The 16,579-nt window shown below is 34.1% G+C and carries 17 protein-coding genes; 15 read left to right on the top strand and 2 right to left on the bottom strand.

Going from position 1 to position 16,579, the window contains the following annotated elements:
- The first annotated feature begins 136 nt into the window (after nucleotides 1-136).
- The 10 genes from sstT to EL158_RS04555 are packed head-to-tail and all read left to right on the top strand — an operon-like array spanning nucleotide 137 to nucleotide 9,707.
- Nucleotides 137-1,351: a serine/threonine transporter SstT gene (gene sstT, locus EL158_RS04600; protein ID WP_027303707.1), complete on the top strand. Its 1,215-nt coding sequence runs from the start codon at nucleotides 137-139 to the stop codon at nucleotides 1,349-1,351.
- Between the two features lie 11 nt (nucleotides 1,352-1,362).
- The gene (locus EL158_RS04595; protein ID WP_027303706.1) at nucleotides 1,363-2,247 is read left to right on the top strand and encodes an aspartate carbamoyltransferase catalytic subunit; all 885 of its coding nucleotides are present in this window, start codon (nucleotides 1,363-1,365) and stop codon (nucleotides 2,245-2,247) included.
- Between the two features lies 1 nt (nucleotide 2,248).
- Nucleotides 2,249-3,973 (top strand): M3 family oligoendopeptidase, encoded by a 1,725-nt coding sequence (locus EL158_RS04590; protein WP_027303705.1) that lies wholly within the window; start codon nucleotides 2,249-2,251, stop codon nucleotides 3,971-3,973.
- Nucleotides 3,967-4,398, top strand: a complete 432-nt coding sequence (locus tag EL158_RS04585) for a hypothetical protein (protein WP_027303704.1) — start codon at nucleotides 3,967-3,969, stop codon at nucleotides 4,396-4,398. The genes EL158_RS04590 and EL158_RS04585 overlap by 7 nt, the downstream gene beginning before the upstream one ends.
- Nucleotides 4,395-6,428: an ATP-dependent helicase gene (locus EL158_RS04580; protein ID WP_027303703.1), complete on the top strand. Its 2,034-nt coding sequence runs from the start codon at nucleotides 4,395-4,397 to the stop codon at nucleotides 6,426-6,428. The genes EL158_RS04585 and EL158_RS04580 overlap by 4 nt, the downstream gene beginning before the upstream one ends.
- Nucleotides 6,425-7,243 (top strand): tRNA pseudouridine(55) synthase TruB, encoded by an 819-nt coding sequence (gene truB, locus EL158_RS04575; RefSeq protein WP_027303702.1) that lies wholly within the window; start codon nucleotides 6,425-6,427, stop codon nucleotides 7,241-7,243. Before EL158_RS04580 ends, truB begins: the two co-directional genes overlap by 4 nt.
- Complete coding sequence (locus tag EL158_RS04570) at nucleotides 7,237-7,464, top strand: carbon storage regulator (RefSeq protein ID WP_004275052.1); 228 nt, start codon at nucleotides 7,237-7,239, stop codon at nucleotides 7,462-7,464. Before truB ends, EL158_RS04570 begins: the two co-directional genes overlap by 7 nt.
- Nucleotides 7,461-8,222 carry a 4-(cytidine 5'-diphospho)-2-C-methyl-D-erythritol kinase gene (locus EL158_RS04565; protein WP_027303701.1) on the top strand — a complete coding sequence of 254 codons (762 nt, stop codon included), beginning with the start codon at nucleotides 7,461-7,463 and terminating at the stop codon, nucleotides 8,220-8,222. The genes EL158_RS04570 and EL158_RS04565 overlap by 4 nt, the downstream gene beginning before the upstream one ends.
- Entirely contained in the window at nucleotides 8,219-8,671 is a 453-nt protein-coding gene (gene smpB / locus EL158_RS04560; protein ID WP_027303700.1) for an SsrA-binding protein SmpB, read from the top strand. The genes EL158_RS04565 and smpB overlap by 4 nt, the downstream gene beginning before the upstream one ends.
- Before the next feature lie 10 nt (nucleotides 8,672-8,681).
- Nucleotides 8,682-9,707, top strand: a complete 1,026-nt coding sequence (locus EL158_RS04555) for a YeiH family protein (protein WP_034955700.1) — start codon at nucleotides 8,682-8,684, stop codon at nucleotides 9,705-9,707.
- Nucleotides 9,708-9,773: 66 nt separating this feature from the next.
- On the opposite strand, the gene EL158_RS08755 is transcribed toward EL158_RS04555, so the two are convergent.
- On the bottom strand, nucleotides 9,774-10,439 hold the full coding sequence (locus EL158_RS08755) for a hypothetical protein (RefSeq protein WP_225532226.1): 666 nt from the start codon (nucleotides 10,437-10,439) through the stop codon (nucleotides 9,774-9,776).
- Between the two features lie 13 nt (nucleotides 10,440-10,452).
- On the bottom strand, nucleotides 10,453-10,803 hold the full coding sequence (locus tag EL158_RS08750) for a hypothetical protein (RefSeq protein ID WP_225532225.1): 351 nt from the start codon (nucleotides 10,801-10,803) through the stop codon (nucleotides 10,453-10,455).
- A gap of 221 nt (nucleotides 10,804-11,024) precedes the next feature.
- On the opposite strand from EL158_RS08750, the gene EL158_RS04545 reads away from it, so the two are divergent.
- The 5 genes from EL158_RS04545 to EL158_RS04525 are packed head-to-tail and all read left to right on the top strand — an operon-like array spanning nucleotide 11,025 to nucleotide 16,543.
- Nucleotides 11,025-11,630, top strand: a complete 606-nt coding sequence (locus EL158_RS04545; RefSeq protein ID WP_027303698.1) for a thioredoxin domain-containing protein — start codon at nucleotides 11,025-11,027, stop codon at nucleotides 11,628-11,630.
- Complete coding sequence (locus EL158_RS04540) at nucleotides 11,630-11,920, top strand: ATP-dependent Clp protease adaptor ClpS (protein WP_027303697.1); 291 nt, start codon at nucleotides 11,630-11,632, stop codon at nucleotides 11,918-11,920. Before EL158_RS04545 ends, EL158_RS04540 begins: the two co-directional genes overlap by 1 nt.
- Nucleotides 11,917-14,001 carry an AAA family ATPase gene (locus EL158_RS04535; RefSeq protein WP_027303696.1) on the top strand — a complete coding sequence of 695 codons (2,085 nt, stop codon included), beginning with the start codon at nucleotides 11,917-11,919 and terminating at the stop codon, nucleotides 13,999-14,001. Before EL158_RS04540 ends, EL158_RS04535 begins: the two co-directional genes overlap by 4 nt.
- 9 nt (nucleotides 14,002-14,010) lie before the next feature.
- Entirely contained in the window at nucleotides 14,011-14,355 is a 345-nt protein-coding gene (locus EL158_RS04530; protein WP_027303695.1) for a hypothetical protein, read from the top strand.
- Nucleotides 14,348-16,543, top strand: coding sequence for an endonuclease MutS2 (locus tag EL158_RS04525; protein ID WP_034955741.1), 2,196 nt, complete (start codon nucleotides 14,348-14,350; stop codon nucleotides 16,541-16,543). The genes EL158_RS04530 and EL158_RS04525 overlap by 8 nt, the downstream gene beginning before the upstream one ends.
- Nucleotides 16,544-16,579: the final 36 nt, after the last annotated feature.

Raw genomic sequence — 16,579 nt, 5'->3', positions numbered from 1 at the left:
CTTGTAAGCAGTAGTTGGTAGGTTTTTTTATAAAGCTTTTGTCTTTATAAAATATCTCTAAAACCTTCCTTGCTTTAATCCTTTAACATAGTTAAGCACTTTTGTGCTATAATTTCGATTTGTTAAGGAAGATGAGATGTTTGCTAAACTTATGCAGAGCTATTCTAAGGGAAATTTAATCTTGCAAATTTGCGTTGGTATAGTGCTTGGAATTTTTGTGGGTTTGTTGTCTAAAGATGTAGCTGTGGTGGCAAATTTTTTAGGAATTTTATTTACTAGTGCGCTTAAGGCTATCGCACCTATGCTTGTGTTCATTCTTATTTTAACTTCCATTTGCACGAAAGATTTCACACAAAAAAGTGCAAAAATGAAAAATATCGCTTTTTTATACATTGTAGGAACATTTTTAGCTTCTGCTTGTGCTGTTGGGATAAGCTTTTTGGCGCCAACAGAGCTTGTTTTAGAAGGTGTGGAAAAAGCTTCACAAAGCTCTCCTGCTTTTATGAGTGAAATTTTTAAAGATTTGATTTTAAAAATCGTAGATAATCCTATAAACGCTCTTTCAAGTGGGAATTATTTGGGAATTTTAGCTTGGGCTATTGCTGGGGGAGTGGCACTTAGACACTGCTCAAAAGAGGCAAAACAAGTTTTTGTGGATATTAATGAGGGTGTTTTAAAAATCGTGCAATTTATTGTCAAATTGGCTCCTTTTGGAATTTTTGGTTTGGTGGCAAATTCCGTTGCTAGCACGGGTGCGGCGGGGCTTATCAGCTATGCAAAACTTTTGCTTGTTTTGGTGGGGACTATGCTTTTTGTAGCTTTTGTAATTAATGCCTTAATTGTCTTCATTTATACGCGTAAAAACCCTTTCCCACTCATTTTTATTTGCCTTAGAGAAAGTGCGTTTTTTGCTTTTTTCACGCGTAGTTCAGCGGCAAATATCCCTGTAAATATGGCACTTTGCGCTAAACTTGGCATTGACAAAGAGCTTTATAGCATTTCTATCCCGCTTGGAGCGACTATTAATATGGGCGGTGCGGCTGTTACTATAGCGGTTTTAAGTTTGGCGGCGGCTTATACGGTTGGCATTGAAGTAAGCTTTTTTCAAGCCTTTTTATTAAGTATTATTGCTACTTTTGCGGCGTGTGGAGCGAGTGGGGTGGCGGGCGGTTCACTGCTTTTAATCCCTCTTGCTTGCTCTTTATTTAATATCAATTATGATGTGGCGATGAAGATCGTGGCGATAGGCTTTATCATAGGTGTGATACAAGATAGTGTTGAAACCGCACTTAATAGCTCTACCGATGTGCTTTTTACGGCGATTTGTTCAAAAGATGATTTGCGTTTATAAAGTGGGATAGTATGAAGCATTTGATTACGACTAGGGATTTTGATAGGGGTGAGATTGAAGCGCTTTTTGAAGATGCGCGTGAATTTTTAGATGAAAAGCCTAGAGTTTTGCTTGAAGGAAAAAGTGTAACGACTATATTTTTTGAAAATTCCACTAGAACGCTATCAAGCTTTGAAAGTGCGGCTAGAAGGCTTGGAGCTAGGGTTTTAAGACTAGATGTTTCAAGGTCAAGCTCAAGCAAGGGCGAAACGCTTTACGATACGGCGGCAAATTTGGACGCTATGGGACCTCACGCTATTATAGTAAGGCATCAGCACTCAGGTGTGCCTTATCTTTTAGCTAAACACTTACATTGTCCCGTTTTAAACGCAGGAGACGGGAAGCACGCTCATCCTAGTCAGGCTTTGCTTGATTTATTTACCATTAAAGAGCATTTTAAAGACGATATTGTGGGGAGAAAAATTCTCATCGTAGGTGATGTAAAAAATTCGCGTGTTGCCGCTTCAAATATAGAACTTTTAGGGCGTTTTGGACTTGACATCACTTTAGTTGCACCCCCACATTTTATGCCTAAAACTTCACTTAAAAGCTCTTATGAATTAAGCGAAAAATTAGTCAAAGAAGCGGATATCATTATGAGTTTGAGAACGCAAACAGAAAGACATCAAAAGGCGATTTATGCTTCCTTGAAAGATTATGCTAATGATTTTTGTATTCGTTCAAATTTATTAGCTAAAAATCCTAAGCTTATCATTTTGCATCCTGGACCCGTGCATAGAAATATTGATTTAAGTGATGAAGTGATGGCTAGCTCACAAAGTCTTGTTTTAAAGCAAGTTAAAAATGGTGTAGCGATAAGGATGGCGATTTTAAAAAAATTAATTTTGGAGAAATGAGATGTTGGAGTGGGATTTAAGTGCTTTATTTAAAAACGAAGAGGAGCTTGAGGCTTTTACTTGTGAAAATATAAGACAAGCAGAGGAATTTAAGCAAAAATATGAAAAAAAAATAGCTCATTTAAGTAAGGAAGAATTTTTAATCAGCTTAAAACAATATGAAAATTTAAATGAAAATGCCGCAAAAATAATGACTTATGCTTATTTATGTTTTGCTAAAAATACTTCAAATGGCGATTTTTACGCAAGATATGAGGAAAAGTGTAAAAAAATAGAGGAGAATTTACTCTTTTTTGAATTAGAATTTTGTGAGTTGGAAACCTTAAAAAATAGTGAATTTGTGGCTTTTTGCGAGGATTATCGTTTTTATTTAGAAACCCTTTTGAAGAATAAAGAATTTAATCTTAGTCAAAAAGAAGAACGCATTTTACTTTATCTCTCAAATACGGGTGCAAATGCTTTTTCTAGGCTTTTTGATGAGAGCATGAGTGCTTTGAGGATTAATTTTGAAGGTCAAAAACTAAGCGAAGAAGAAATTTTAAGTAAGCTTTATCATCATGACCGCAAAGTGCGAAAAAAAGCTGCAAAAAATTTCACTAAGGCTTTAAATAAAAATGCTTCTTTGTTAAGCTTTATTTTAAATATGATCAAAACCGAGCTTAAAAATATTTGCCATTTAAGAGGCTATGAAAATGCTGAAATGCCAAGACATTTAAGTAATCAAATTTCACAAAAAAGCGTTGATGCACTTATTTTGAGTGCGGAGAAAAGCTATCATTTGGTCGAAGATTTTTATTTGCTTAAAAAGCAAATTTTAGGCTTTAAGGAGCTTAAAGATTATGATAGGTATGCTCCTTTGGGTAAGGAGGCAAATTTTAGCTTTGAAAAAAGTAAAGACATTGTCTTAAAAGCATTTAAAAGTTTTTCAAGCGAATTTGAAGATATAGCAAAAGAGGCTTTTGAAAACGGCTGGATTGATGTATATCCTCAAAAAAATAAGCAAGGAGGTGCTTTTTCACACTCTGCGACCTCCACAGCACATCCTTTTGTGCTATTAAATTTCACTAATCAACGCCGCGACCTTTTTACTCTAGCACACGAATTAGGACATACCATACACCAAAAGCTTTCTTATAAGGTAAGCTTTTTAAATCAAAACACGCCTTTAACCACAGCTGAAACGGCGTCCGTGTTTGCCGAAATGCTTGTGTTTGATTATGTAAAAAATAAGCTTAAAAATGAAGAATTAATCGCCCTTTATGCAGCTAAAATTGAAGATATTTTTGCGACACTTTATAGGCAGATTAGCTTTACTTGTTTTGAAAGACGCGTTCATAAAGAAGAAAATGAGCTAAAAAAAGAGCAAATTGATGCCATTTGGATGGAAGAGTCGGCTAAAATGTTTGGCAAAAGCGTCAAACTCACTAAAAATTATGCTTCTTGGTGGAGCTATATCCCGCATTTTATCCACTCTCCTTTTTATTGCTATGCTTATTCTTACGCACAACTTTTAGTTTTGGCACTTTATGGACTTTATAAAAGTGGTAAATGTGAGAATTTTAAAGAGCTTTACATCAAAATGCTTTCTCGTGGTGGAAGTGTTAGTCCTAAGGAATTGATAAGCGTTTTCGGCTTTGATGTAGAAGATGAAAATTTTTGGCAATTTGGCATTTGTGAGATTGAAAAATTATTAAAGGAATTTAAAATAAAGGCTTTAAAATGCTAGAGACAATTTTAAAAAATCAAAAATTTGTTAGCTTAATGAGAGAGCATTGTTTTGAGATGCTTCAATTTTTACAGGAAGAAAAGATAGAATTTTCCATAGTGGCAAATATGCAATTTGTTAAATTTGACCCTGAATTACCCGAAGAATTAAGCCTTAAAAATAATCCTTTTGTAATGTTTGCTTTGGCTGGTTATACCTTTGAGTCAATGGAGCTTAATAAGGATCGTTTGTATTTTCATGCAGGTTTTGGGGCGGATGATTTTGCGACTTATGTAAGTGTGGATTTGGGAGCCATTACACAAATTCAAATTGAAAATACCATTATTTTTGTCAATTTTAGTATCTATAAAGGCAAAAAAGATGAAGAAAATGTTAAAAATTCCAAAAATATCTTTTTGAAAAACAACAAAGACTTATTTCAATGAAAATTTTACAAAGTCTCAATGAAAGCCAAAAAGAAGCAGTGAGGCATATAGACGGAGCTATGCTTATTTTAGCAGGAGCTGGAAGTGGTAAGACTAAGACTATCACAACGCGTCTTGCTTATCTTATCGATGAGGTGGGAATTCCAGCACAAAGCACCCTAACGCTTACTTTTACTAATAAGGCTGCTATGGTGATGAAAACTAGGGCTTTGGAGCTGATTAGAGATAAAGAAGCTATGCCTTTACTTTGCACTTTTCATAAATTTGGATTGATGTTTTTAAGACTTCACATTGCAAGGCTTGGTCGAAAAAATGATTTTGTAGTGATTGACAGCGATGATGTTAAAAAAATTCTTAAAGAAATCATAGGAGCGGAAAAGGATAGTATAAGTTTTATTATGAGTGAAATTTCACGCTTTAAAAATATGGCTTTTGGCGTAGAAGATGTTTTTGAAGAAGCGAAAAAGCTGAAAAAAGAAGGGCAAGAATATGAGAAAGTCTTTAAACTTGCGACTTATTATAAAAATTATCAAGCTTATCTTTTAAAATATAATTTTGTCGATTTTGACGATTTGCTTTTGCTGACTTGTTTTTTACTTGAAGATGAGGAATTTGCAAAAAAACAGAGCTTAATTTATCGCTACATTATGGTTGATGAGTATCAAGATACGAATTTTTTGCAACATCAAATTCTAAAAAGTCTTTGTAAAAGCCACGAAAATCTTTGCGTTGTGGGTGATGATGATCAAAGCATTTATAGCTGGAGGGGAGCTAAGGTCGAAAATATCCTTAATTTTCAAAATGAATTTGAAAATGTTAAGTTAGTGAAATTAGAGCAAAATTACCGCTCGGTCGGCACTATTTTAAAAGCGGCAAATGAGTTAATCTCACATAATCAAAAAAGACTAGGCAAGACTTTAATTTGCACTAAAGATGAGGGAGAGGAGATTGAAATTTGTGCCTGTGAAGATGAGAGAGAAGAAAGTGCTATGGTCGCAAAGAAAATCAAATCTCTCTTAAAACAGGGCGTTAAAGCGGACGAAATTGCCGTTTTATTTCGCGTTAATGCTCTTTCTCGTGCTTTGGAGGAAGCATTAATGAAGGAGCAAATTCCTTATCTTTTATTAAGCGGAATGCGTTTTTATGAAAGAGCGGAGATAAAAGATTTAATCGCCTATCTTAGACTTATTAATAATTTAGAAGATGATTTTTCCTTCAAACGCATTATTAATAGACCTAAACGAGGTTTTGGAGAGGTGGCACTTCAAAAGCTAGAAAATCACGCCTTAAAGCATCGAATTTCACTTTTTGAAGCCTTGTGTAATTTGGAAGGGAGTGGTGCTTTTAGTCAAAAATTGCAAAATGAATTGTGTGATTTTGTAGAAAATATTAAAAGCTTGAGAGAGCTTTCAAATTTAAAAGATTTAATCGATGGGCTTGATGAAAAATTTAAATTTAAGGATTATTACGAAAAACAAAATGATGGTGAGGATAAAATAGCAAATATTAACGAATTTTGTGCAAGTTTAAAAGATAGAATCAATAATGAAAATATTGAAAATTTAGAAACGATTTTAAGCGAAATTTCACTTTTAAGTGAGCAAGATAAAGCAAATAATGGCATTTGCATTATGAGTGTGCATACAAGCAAGGGCTTGGAATTTGACTATGTTTTTGTTATAGGCTTAGAAATGGGCTTTTTTCCTGTGGGCTATGATAATATAGAAGAGGAGAGGCGTTTGGCTTATGTGGCTTTTACTAGAGCAAAAAAAAGATTATGTTTAAGTTATGCTAATTCGCGTTTTCATCAAGGAAGTAGAGCGTATTTACAAAAAAGCTGTTTTTTGGAAGAAAGTGGAGTGCTTAATGAAGAAATGAAAATGGAAGAGGGATTTAAAAAGGGCGATTTAGTGCGACATAAAATTTTTGGAGTGGGGAGAATTGTGGGGATTAATAAAGATAAATTAAGCATTAATTTTGGCGGTATTGAAAGAATTATACTTGATTCTTATGTCGAAAGAGCGGTATGAATAGGCTCTTTGTTGCTTATAAACCCGCCCAAATTAGCTCAAATGCTTTTTTAAGTCAAATTAAAAAAAAATATAAAGTCAAAAAGGCGGGTTATTCTGGCACTTTAGATCCTTTTGCAAAGGGTGTTTTAATCGTAGCTTTTAATCAATACACTAAGCTTTTCCGCTTTTTAGATAAAAGCCCAAAAAGCTACCGTGCTACGCTTTGGCTGGGGGTCAAATCCTTAAGTCTTGATACGCAAAATATCAAAGAAGTCCGTCTTTTAAAGCCCTTTGATTATAAGCAAATTCAAAAGGCTTGTGAGGAGCTTTTGGGGGAAATTTCTTTTTTTCCACCGCAATTTAGTGCCAAAAGAATAGAGGGAAAAAGAGCTTATGAATTTGCAAAAAAAGGAGAAATAATCCCACTTAAAAAGTGCAAAATGCAGGTTTTTTCTTATGAAATCTTGCACTACACTCACCCCTTTTTAAGCGTGGAATTAAAATTAAGCGAAGGAGCTTATGTGAGATCTTGGTGTGAGCTTTTAGCGCAAAAGCTTGAAATCAATGCGACTTTAAGCTCTTTGGAGCGTTTGAGTGAGGGAAAATTTTTTTATAATGATGAAAAAAGTTTAAATGTGTTAGAATATTTAAATCTTAAAAAAAATTCTCTAAAAGATTTAAGTAAGCTTGAAAATGGCACGAAAATTGCTTTAGATGAACTTGAAATTGGAGAGGATGGAGAGTATTTTTTAGAAGATGAAAAATTTTTTTCCATTATAAAAATAAATCATAAAAAAGTAGAATATATCTTAAATAAGGTTGAAAAATGTTGATTTTATCGAGAAAAGAAGGGCAAAGCTTACAAATAGGCGAGGATATAGAAATCAAAATCGTTCAAACAGGCAAAGGCTACGCTAAAATAGGCATTGAAGCCCCTAGGTCTTTATTGATTTTAAGAAAAGAATTAATTATGCAAATCAAAGACGAAAATTTACACTCTGTCGCTCAAAATGAAATCAAACTTGACGATTTAAGCAAAAAGCTTAAGCAATGAAAGCCAAAGCTAAGGTCAATATTTTTTTAAAAATTATAGGACTTGATAATAGGGGCTATCATCTTTTAAATTCGCGTTTTGTGCTTTTAGATACGCTTTATGATGAACTTATTTTAATTGATGAAAAGCAAAAGGAAGGCTTTGAGCTTATTAGCGATTTTAAGTGCGAGGATAATATTATCAATAAAGCTTATCATTTGCTTTGTAAGGAAGGCTTTGAAAATGAGCTTAAAGAATTTTTTAGTAAAAAAAGTTTAAAGCTAATTAAAAATATCCCAACTTGTGCTGGACTTGGGGGTGGAAGTAGCGATGCGGCAGGGTTTTTAAAGATGATGAACGAAGAGCTAAATTTAAAAATTTCTAAAGAAAGATTGATACAACTTAGCGTTCGATTAGGTGCTGATGTGGCGTTTTTCTTAAGTGGAGCAAAAAGTGCAAATGTAAAGGGCTGTGGTGAAGTGATTGAAGAATTTGAAGATGAATTAGCCCAATTTGAACTTCACTTTCCAAATATCGCTTGTGAAACGGCTAAGGTTTATAAGGAATTTGACAAGCAAAAAAGTGATTTTAATCAAGCCTTAAAAGAGGCTAAAATTTATGAAAAATTAAACACAAAAGAGCTTTTAGAGTGTGAAAATTTGGCTCTTAATGATCTTTTTGCACCCTGTGTGAGACTCTATCCTAAGATGAGTGAATTTTTAGAAAAAGGCTATTTTTTAAGCGGAAGTGGAAGTAGTGTTTTTAAGGCTAAAGTATGAAAATAATCGCTAGAAATAAAAAGGCTTTGTTTGATTATCATATTATCGAGCGTTTTGAAGCGGGTATTGTGCTAAAGGGTAGTGAAGTAGTGGCTTTAAGAGCGGGTAGAGCGAATTTAAAAGATTCTTTTGTGCGTATTATTAGAGGAGAGCTTTTTTTGCTAAATGCTCATATTTCCTTACTTAGCACAACTCATAGCTTTTATAGACACGAAGAAAGAGGCGCTAGAAAGCTTTTAATGCATAGAAAGCAAATTGATAAATTGCTCGGCAAAGTGAGCGTTGAGGGCTATACTTTGGTAGCTTTGGATTTGTATTTTAATGCTAAAAATAAAGCAAAATTAACTCTAGCTCTTGCTAAAGGTAAAACCTTACACGATAAAAGAGAGGTTTTGAAGAAAAAGCAAGCCGATTTAGATGCTAAAATGGCGATGAAAAATTATAAATGAGAAAGTTTATATGGTGAAAAATTTAAAAAATATTATTTCAAAACAAGGCAAAGCCTATATCAATGGCTTTGTGCTTGTGCTTTTAGTGAGTTTTGCGAGTTATTATGTGAGCTTTTTACCGTGGGTAAAAAGTCTTCATTTATCGCCTTTAATTTTAAGCGTTTTGCTTGGTATAGTTGCGGCACCTTTATTTAGAACTTCTAAGAAAAGTTGTGAAAAAGCGGTCGTTTTTAGTGCTAAAAAGCTTTTAAGACTTGGGATTATACTTTTTGGCTTTAATGTTACACTTGGTAGTATTGCTTCTGTGGGCTTGAGTGGAATTTTACTTAGTCTTATCGTGGTTGTTGGAATTTTATGGCTTGGTTATCTTATTGGTGTAAAAATTTTAAAGCTTGATAGAGAAATCGCTATTTTGGTTAGTGCAGGGAGTGCTATTTGCGGGGCAGCAGCGATTTTAGCTTTGGAATCTTCAATTAAATCTAAGCCTTACAAAGGCGTCATAGCCGTTGGAACTGTGGTGCTTTTTGGACTTTTGGGTATGTTTTTATATCCTTTATTTTACTCTTTTGATTTGCCCTCCTTTACTCACACTCAAGAAGGCTATTTTATAGGACTTACCCTGCACGAATTAGCAAATGTCGTGGGTGCGGCAGGAGCTATTTCTCCTCACACACAAGAAGTCGCTTTAATCGTCAAAATGATACGCGTTATTTTACTTGTAGCTGTTTTACTTATCGTGCCTTATTTTTTCGCACAGAGCAAAGAGGGAGAGCGTAGGAAGCTTCATATACCTTGGTTTGCCTTTTGGTTTTTAGGTGTTGTGGCATTGCACTCTTTTATAACTTTGCCTGCGGAGCTTGTGGAGTTTTTTAAATTTTTATCTAGCTTTTTTTTGGTAATGGCTATGAGTGCTTTAGGACTTCAAGTGGATTTTAAAAACTTTTTAGAAAGTGGCACAAAGGCATTTTTACTCGCTTTTATTTTGTTTTTAATTTTAATTTTGGGCGGCTTTTTGCTTGTGTATTATTTTGTATAGATATTAAAACAAAAATTAATTTTAATTCCCCCTCCCATAAAAGCACTAGAATTCTAGTGCTTTATTTTAGCATGGTGGATTATCATCGTGGATTTTCTCTGGTGTGATGGGTAAAATCCTTGCATCATCGCCCAGCTCTTTGGGGCTAGGTATTTTGCCATTATCAAGATGAGTTAATAATGCTCTTTTAAATTCTAGCGTAGAATTTACTCGATAATACTTCCCACCACTATCTTTACTTAATTCTTGTAAAAACGCCACTTCTTCACCCAAAGCAAAGCTATGAAACACGACTTGGTTGATAGCTTGCTCTTGCCTACCTTGCGTGATATTGTGATTGAGATTTTTCATCGTTTTGACCACCAAATCCGCACGAAATTTATCCAAAGGAGTGGGATTTCCGCCAAAGATATAAAGCTCTTTTGCTAGCCCATTATCCTTTGTGAAATGCCGCATACTCTCAATCATCGCATCATTTAGCAAATAAAGATTTTCTAAATTCATAGGGATGTTTTGAACGCTTTTTGTAAAACTCCTATCATCATAAAAAGGACCTAAAACATTGATTTTTTCACTCTTATAATCATTTACAACCGCTTTTGTTAAATGCCCTGCCTTATAGATCCTCTTTGCGATATAAGGGGCGATTTCTTTAAAAGCCTTAATGTAGGGATGCACACTAAAAGTATTACAATACACAAAGCCAAGCTCTTTGTAAGGCTTCTCACACAAATAGATTCCAAAATCACAATTTTTTTGCGAAAAATTTATAAGCGTAAAGCTTGTTTTTTTTGCACACAGAAGTGATACGCAAAATCCCCGCTCCGCTGCTTGTATCAAGGCTATATATAAACTCCCTATCATCACTTAGATAGCTTCCATCTTGCTGCAAGATTCCACCATTTAGAATCTTCCCTGCAAAGGAGATTTTTTTATCCGTGCTAGATGATTGGATACTCTCTTTATCCTTAGCATAGACTATGCCTTCTTGCTCTTTGTGCTGCTCTAAACTCTGCTTAGAGCAATCAAGCCTATTGATAAAGGCGCTAAGTTGAGAAAAGATGATTTTTTCATCATAAGGATCAAAATTTTTCATTGCTACTCCTTTGTGTTGAATTTTTTAATTATCACTCTTTTTTAGATAATTAAAAGCAAATGTCAATAAATAGTAGGCATTGGTGTAACTTTAAGTTACATCCATCAATGTTTGTCGTTAATGTGAGTTAATTTGAAAATTGATTTGTAAATAAAGTTTTTCGCATTTTAAAATAAGCTTTTTACGATATAATGGGCTTCATTTTATTATGAGGAATTAAAATGCAAAAAATACGAATTATTTTTTCAGCTTTTTTAATCGCATTTCTCTTTATAGCTTGTGCGAGTGAAGATGTTAAAAATGAGTTAGATTTTAAAGAATTTGCACTTGGGGAAAAGGTGCTTTTAAGAAGTGTTAATGGAGGGGAAAAAACCTTTGTGCGTAAGGAAAAAGGCTTTGTTATCGAGGGGGAAGAGGATAAAATTTTAATGTTTGATTTTTTTGGCACTTTTTGTCAGCCTTGCAAGGAAGAAGCATTGGAGCTTAGTAAATTGTGGCAAAATAATTCTAAGCATTTTGTCATTATAGGCTTAAGCCATTTTGAAGAGGTCAGTGATGAAGAGGTTTTGAAATTTGCTAAAGATTATAATGCTTTTTATTTTTTAAGTAATTCTAAAGAAAAAGACAGACTAATTGCACAAATTTTAAAGGATATATCTTATCAAAATATGGAATTATTGCCTTTTAAAGTCGTTTTAAAAGATGGAGTATATCAAAATGTAAGCGACTTTTGGAATAAAGGCAAAAAGGTTCAGTTTTATCTCGGTAAAGTGCCAAGTGAGCTAATACAAGAGGATATTAATACGATTTTAAAAGGAACTTTATAATGGAAAAGCTTGAAAGTCTGCAAAAAGAGCATTTGCAAGAACCAAAAATGTATAAGGTCGTGCTTTTAAATGACGATGTTACAACTATGGATTTTGTGATTGAGGTTTTAATGCATGTGTTTTTTCATAGTTTTACAAAGGCAAATGAAATTATGCTAAAAATTCATTGTGAGGGAAGTGGAGTGTGTGGAATTTACACGCAAGAAATAGCCCTTTCTAAGCAAAAAAAAGTGCAAAATATGGCAAAAGAGGCACAATTTCCTTTGCAAAGTAGAGTGGAGGAAGAATGAACGAAAAAATCAATGAATTTTTAGATAATGCTAAACATCTAAGCTTTATCAATCACCACGAATTTGTTACTTGTGAGCATTTGCTTTTTATTTTGCTTAAATTAAGCCACGATTTTAAAGATTTATTTAAGAAATGTGGAGATGGTGATTTTTTGCTTTTAGAAAGAGAGCTTAAAAATCATTTAGCCTCCAAAAATGAAAATTTAGGGACAGAAGTTAAACCTGAATTTTCCGTTGTTTTAGAAGAGCTTTTGGCGAAAAATTCACAAGTTGATGTGATGGAGTTTATTGAGGAGCTTTTGAAAGATGGGCGTTCTTTTAGTGCGTATTTATTAAAAAAGCACGGCTTAAAAGTAGATGATCCTAAGAGTCAAAATCCTCTTTTAAATTATACTATCAATCTTAATGCTTTGGCAAGTGAGGGTAAAATCGACCCTTTAATAGGACGCGAATTTGAGCTTGAGAGAATGATGCAAATTTTATTACGCCGTAAAAAAAATAATCCTATCTTAATTGGTGAAGCAGGTGTCGGTAAAACTGCTATTGTCGAGGGTTTAGCTCTAAAAATTTCACAAGGCTTAGTGCCTGATAAATTAAAAAATGCTAAGATTTTTAGCCTTGATCTTACAGGACTTCTTTCAGGCACGAAATACCGCGGCGATTTTGAGCGTAGGATTAAGGAGATTATCGAAGGTTTAATGCAGATTGAGGGGGCGATTTTATTTATCGATGAAATTCATACTATAGTAGGAGCTGGGGCTACAGGTGAGGGACATACTGACTTTTCTAATTTGCTAAAACCAGCCCTTAGCAATGGCAATTTAAAATGTATAGGTGCGACTACCTTTATGGAGTATAAAAACAGCTTTGAGAAAAATAAAGCCCTTTCCCGCCGCTTTGCTAAAATTAGCGTTGATGAGCCAAGTAAGCAGGAGTGCTTTCTCATACTAAAGGGACTTAAAGAAAAATATGAAAATTTTCATCATATTAAACTAAGCGATGAGCTTTTAAAAGAAAGTATAGAGCTTGGAAAGAAATTTTTTGCGGATAAATTCTTACCTGATAGTGCCATTGATCTCATTGATGAGCTTGGAGCTTCCTTTGCGTTAAAAACAAAGAAAAAGCCAAATTTAAAAGATTTAAATGAAATCGTAGCTAAAATGACTCGCACGCATAAAATTTTTGAATTTAATCAAAATAAAGCTCTTTTAAGTCTTAATGCAAATTTAAAAACGCAAATTTTTGGACAAGATAGCGTGATCGATAGTCTTTGTGAAACCTTAAAGCAAGGTTATGTGGGTTTTAAGGGTGAAAATAGCCCTAGAGGAGTTTTCCTTTTTACAGGTTCAAGTGGAGTGGGCAAAACTGAACTTTGTAAAAAAATCGCTGAATTTTTGGGACTTCATTTAGAACGCTTTGATATGAGCGAATATGCTGAAAAACACGCCTTAAGCAAACTCATCGGCTCCCCAGCTGGCTATGTGGGCTATGAAGATGGGGGGCTTTTAAGCAATGCTGTGCGTAAAAATCCTTTCTCTCTCGTGCTTTTTGATGAGATAGAAAAGGCACATCCTGATTTAACTAATACTTTTTTGCAAATTTTTGATAATGCTATGCTTACGGATAATAGCGGCTTGAAGGTCGATTTTAAAAACACTATCATTGTAATGACTTCAAATTTGGGACTTAAAGAAAGTAATGAGCTTGGCTTTTTAAGCAAAAATGAAGAAAAAACAAATCGTGCTATTAAGGATTTTTTCGCACCAGAATTCATTAATAGAATTGATAAAATTTTGCATTTTAATGAACTTAATGATGAAATTTTAGAAAAAATCGTCCAAAAAGAGCTAAGTGAGCTTTCTAAAAATCTTAAAAACATTAGCCTAAATGCGACAAAAGCGGCTAAAGTATATTTAGCAAAAAAGGCGTATCAAAAGGAATTTGGCGTAAGGCTTTTAAAACGCATTATAGCAGATGAAATCGGAGCAAAATTGAGTGAAAAAATTTTACGCAAAGAGCTTAAAGAAGGTGCGAAAATCAAGATAGATTTAGATCAAAATAATAAGATTATTTTAAGATAAAGGATAAAAATGGCAAAAATTTTTATTTTCATTTTAATCATTTTAATTTTAGCTCTCATCGCTTTTTCTTTGAGAAAAAAACTAGGTAAAAAAACGAAGCCATTTTTTATCGCTTTACTTGCAATTTTCATCATTTTTGCCGTGCTTTTTGAAAGTAAAAATCTCAAACTAAGCGACAAAAAGCAAGATTTACTTTACGCTTTTAATCAGGGAAAAGCCCTAAAATGCAAAGATTTTAATGTCTCTAAAGAGCATTTTAACTACGAATTTGGCACTTCAAGCTTTGTAGCTAAGAGTAAAGAATTTAAAGGCGTGGTGCTTGACATTAGAAAATGTGAGCTTAGCAATGAATAAGCTTTTAACTAAGCTTGATTTAAAAGATTATATCGACGAATTTAAGGCACTTTTTGCAAGAGAAAAGGAGATTTTTTTAGAAGGCGATACGCATTTGCACTTTAAGCGTTTGCGTGAGCTTAGTGAGCTTGACTTTAAGCCGCCCTTAAGCGTGAAAAATTTGGATTTTGCTCTCATACATCTTAGCAAACAAGGCATTTTGCATCTTGACGAGCTTTTTGAATTTGTGAAAATCTTGCGTTATTTTTCTTATCTTAAAAGCTTAAAATTTGAAGGTTCACTAAAAGCTTGGCTTGATAAAATTGAACTTTTGCCCCAGCTTTTAGATTTTATAAACGCTTTTGATGAAAGGGGTGTTTTAAAAGAAAGCCTTGATGAAAGATTGCTTAATCTCAATCACACCATTAAGCTTAAAAAAGAAAATATCAGCCTTGAATTCAAAAAACTCGCCCACACAAAGGCTTTAAGCCCTTATCTTATCGATACCCAAATTCACTTGATTAGCGGTTTTGAAGCTTTACTTGTAAGAGGAGGATTTAATCACGCCCTAAAGGCTAAAATTATAGGCAGAAGTAGTGGCGGAGGCTTTTATGTCGTGCCTTTTGGCGTGGAAAAATTGCAAAGTGAGCTTGATGATTTAGAGGAGAAAAAAGAAGAAATTTATTATGAATATGCTAAAAATTTTTCCACCTTACTCCATAAAAATCTTTTATTTTTGAAATTTATCAATCAAGCCTTTGATTTGTTTGACCATTATAGTGCGAGGGTGTTACTTGCAAAAAAGAAAGATTATGAGTTTATATTGTGTGAAAATAGTTCTATGATAAGGCTTAAAAACTTCGCCCACCCAGCCCTTAAAAACCCAAAAAGCATTAGTGTGGAATTTGGCAAACAGGTTTTAATCATCACAGGTGTTAATGCAGGTGGAAAATCTATGCTACTTAAAAGCATTTTAAGTGCGGCTTTTTTAGCTAAATATTTACTCCCTATGCACATTAAAGCAGATGAAAGCAAAATCGGCTCTTTTAAGGACTTTGAAGCCATCATTGAAGACCCGCAAAATGCCAAAAATGACATCTCCACTTTTGCGGGTAGAATGCTAGCCTTTTCTAAGCTTTTTAGTAAGAAAAATTTGCTTTTAGCAGTCGATGAAATAGAGCTTGGAACAGATTTTGAAGAGGCGGCTTGTCTTTATAGCGCTTTGATAGAAAAACTCATAGAAAATAAGCTTAAAATCATCATCACAACGCACCACAAACGCCTTGCTATGCTTTTATCTAAAAATAGTGAGATTGAGCTTTTAGCCGCTTTATATGATGAGGCTTTAGCGCGTCCTAAGTTTGAGTTTTTAAAAGGCACGATAGGCAAATCCTACGCCTTTGAAACGGCACTTCGCTACCAAATTCCGCCAAATTTAGTTGCTAAGGCAAGGCAGAATTATGGCGAGGAGAAGCAAGGCTTGGAGGATTTAGTCGGTAAAAATATCAATTTAGAGCTTGAGCTTAGAGAAAAATTAGCTAAAGTCAGTGAAAAAGAGCAAAAAGCGGACTCCATTTTACAGAATTTAAAAGAACAAAAAGAGAAAAATGAAAATGAGTTTAGAGCTAGATATAATGCACTTGGTTTAGAATTTCACAAAGCCATAGAAGAGGCAAAAAAAACAATCAAACTCCACGACACTAAAGAAAAGCAAAGAGGTCTTAATAGGGCAAACGAGCTTAAAAGAGCCATCACTCCACCCACTTGCGCACAAAAAGAGGAATTTCGCGTGGGCGATGTGGTCAAATATGAAAAAATAAAAGGCGTGATTATAGGCATTTCTAAAAACGATGCCTTGATAGAAAGCGAGGGTTTAAAACTTCGCATAGGCTTAAATTTACTGCGAAAAAGCACCCCCACCCCCAAACCTAAAACAAAAACGCAAATTAGCTTAACAAAGCCTACAAATTTAGCTCTTAGCCTTGATTTACACGGACTTAGAAGCGATGAGGCTTTAGAAAGGCTAGATAAATTCATTTCAGACGCCCTTATAGCTGGGCTTGATGAAGTTTTAGTCTATCACGGCATAGGCACGGGTAAATTAGCTTTTGCGGTCAAAGAATTTTTAAAATCACACAAAAGCGTTAAGAATTTTAGCGATGCACCGATTAATCAGGGTGGTTTTGGTGCAAAACTTATAAGATTATAAACACAAAAAACGGAGAGTTTTGAGCCTAGTTTATAA

The organism is Campylobacter upsaliensis, assembly GCF_900637395.1.
Taxonomy (GTDB): domain Bacteria; phylum Campylobacterota; class Campylobacteria; order Campylobacterales; family Campylobacteraceae; genus Campylobacter_D; species Campylobacter_D upsaliensis.
This window is presented reverse-complemented; position numbering and strand designations above follow the sequence as displayed.

Excerpts from the sequence above, each read along its gene's own strand:
- EL158_RS04570 (WP_004275052.1), top strand. The coding sequence starts at position 7,237 with ATGTTGATTTTATCGAGAAAAGAAGGGCAAAGCTTACAAATAGGCGAG.
- EL158_RS04595 (WP_027303706.1), top strand. The coding sequence starts at position 1,363 with ATGAAGCATTTGATTACGACTAGGGATTTTGATAGGGGTGAGATTGAA.
- EL158_RS04585 (WP_027303704.1), top strand. The coding sequence starts at position 3,967 with ATGCTAGAGACAATTTTAAAAAATCAAAAATTTGTTAGCTTAATGAGA.
- EL158_RS04555 (WP_034955700.1), top strand. The coding sequence starts at position 8,682 with ATGGTGAAAAATTTAAAAAATATTATTTCAAAACAAGGCAAAGCCTAT.
- EL158_RS04580 (WP_027303703.1), top strand. The coding sequence starts at position 4,395 with ATGAAAATTTTACAAAGTCTCAATGAAAGCCAAAAAGAAGCAGTGAGG.
- truB (WP_027303702.1), top strand. The coding sequence starts at position 6,425 with ATGAATAGGCTCTTTGTTGCTTATAAACCCGCCCAAATTAGCTCAAAT.
- EL158_RS08750 (WP_225532225.1), bottom strand. The coding sequence starts at position 10,803 with ATGAAAAATTTTGATCCTTATGATGAAAAAATCATCTTTTCTCAACTT.
- EL158_RS04535 (WP_027303696.1), top strand. The coding sequence starts at position 11,917 with ATGAACGAAAAAATCAATGAATTTTTAGATAATGCTAAACATCTAAGC.
- EL158_RS04525 (WP_034955741.1), top strand. The coding sequence starts at position 14,348 with ATGAATAAGCTTTTAACTAAGCTTGATTTAAAAGATTATATCGACGAA.
- smpB (WP_027303700.1), top strand. The coding sequence starts at position 8,219 with ATGAAAATAATCGCTAGAAATAAAAAGGCTTTGTTTGATTATCATATT.
- EL158_RS04530 (WP_027303695.1), top strand. The coding sequence starts at position 14,011 with ATGGCAAAAATTTTTATTTTCATTTTAATCATTTTAATTTTAGCTCTC.
- EL158_RS04590 (WP_027303705.1), top strand. The coding sequence starts at position 2,249 with ATGTTGGAGTGGGATTTAAGTGCTTTATTTAAAAACGAAGAGGAGCTT.
- sstT (WP_027303707.1), top strand. The coding sequence starts at position 137 with ATGTTTGCTAAACTTATGCAGAGCTATTCTAAGGGAAATTTAATCTTG.
- EL158_RS04540 (WP_027303697.1), top strand. The coding sequence starts at position 11,630 with ATGGAAAAGCTTGAAAGTCTGCAAAAAGAGCATTTGCAAGAACCAAAA.
- EL158_RS04545 (WP_027303698.1), top strand. The coding sequence starts at position 11,025 with ATGCAAAAAATACGAATTATTTTTTCAGCTTTTTTAATCGCATTTCTC.
- EL158_RS04565 (WP_027303701.1), top strand. The coding sequence starts at position 7,461 with ATGAAAGCCAAAGCTAAGGTCAATATTTTTTTAAAAATTATAGGACTT.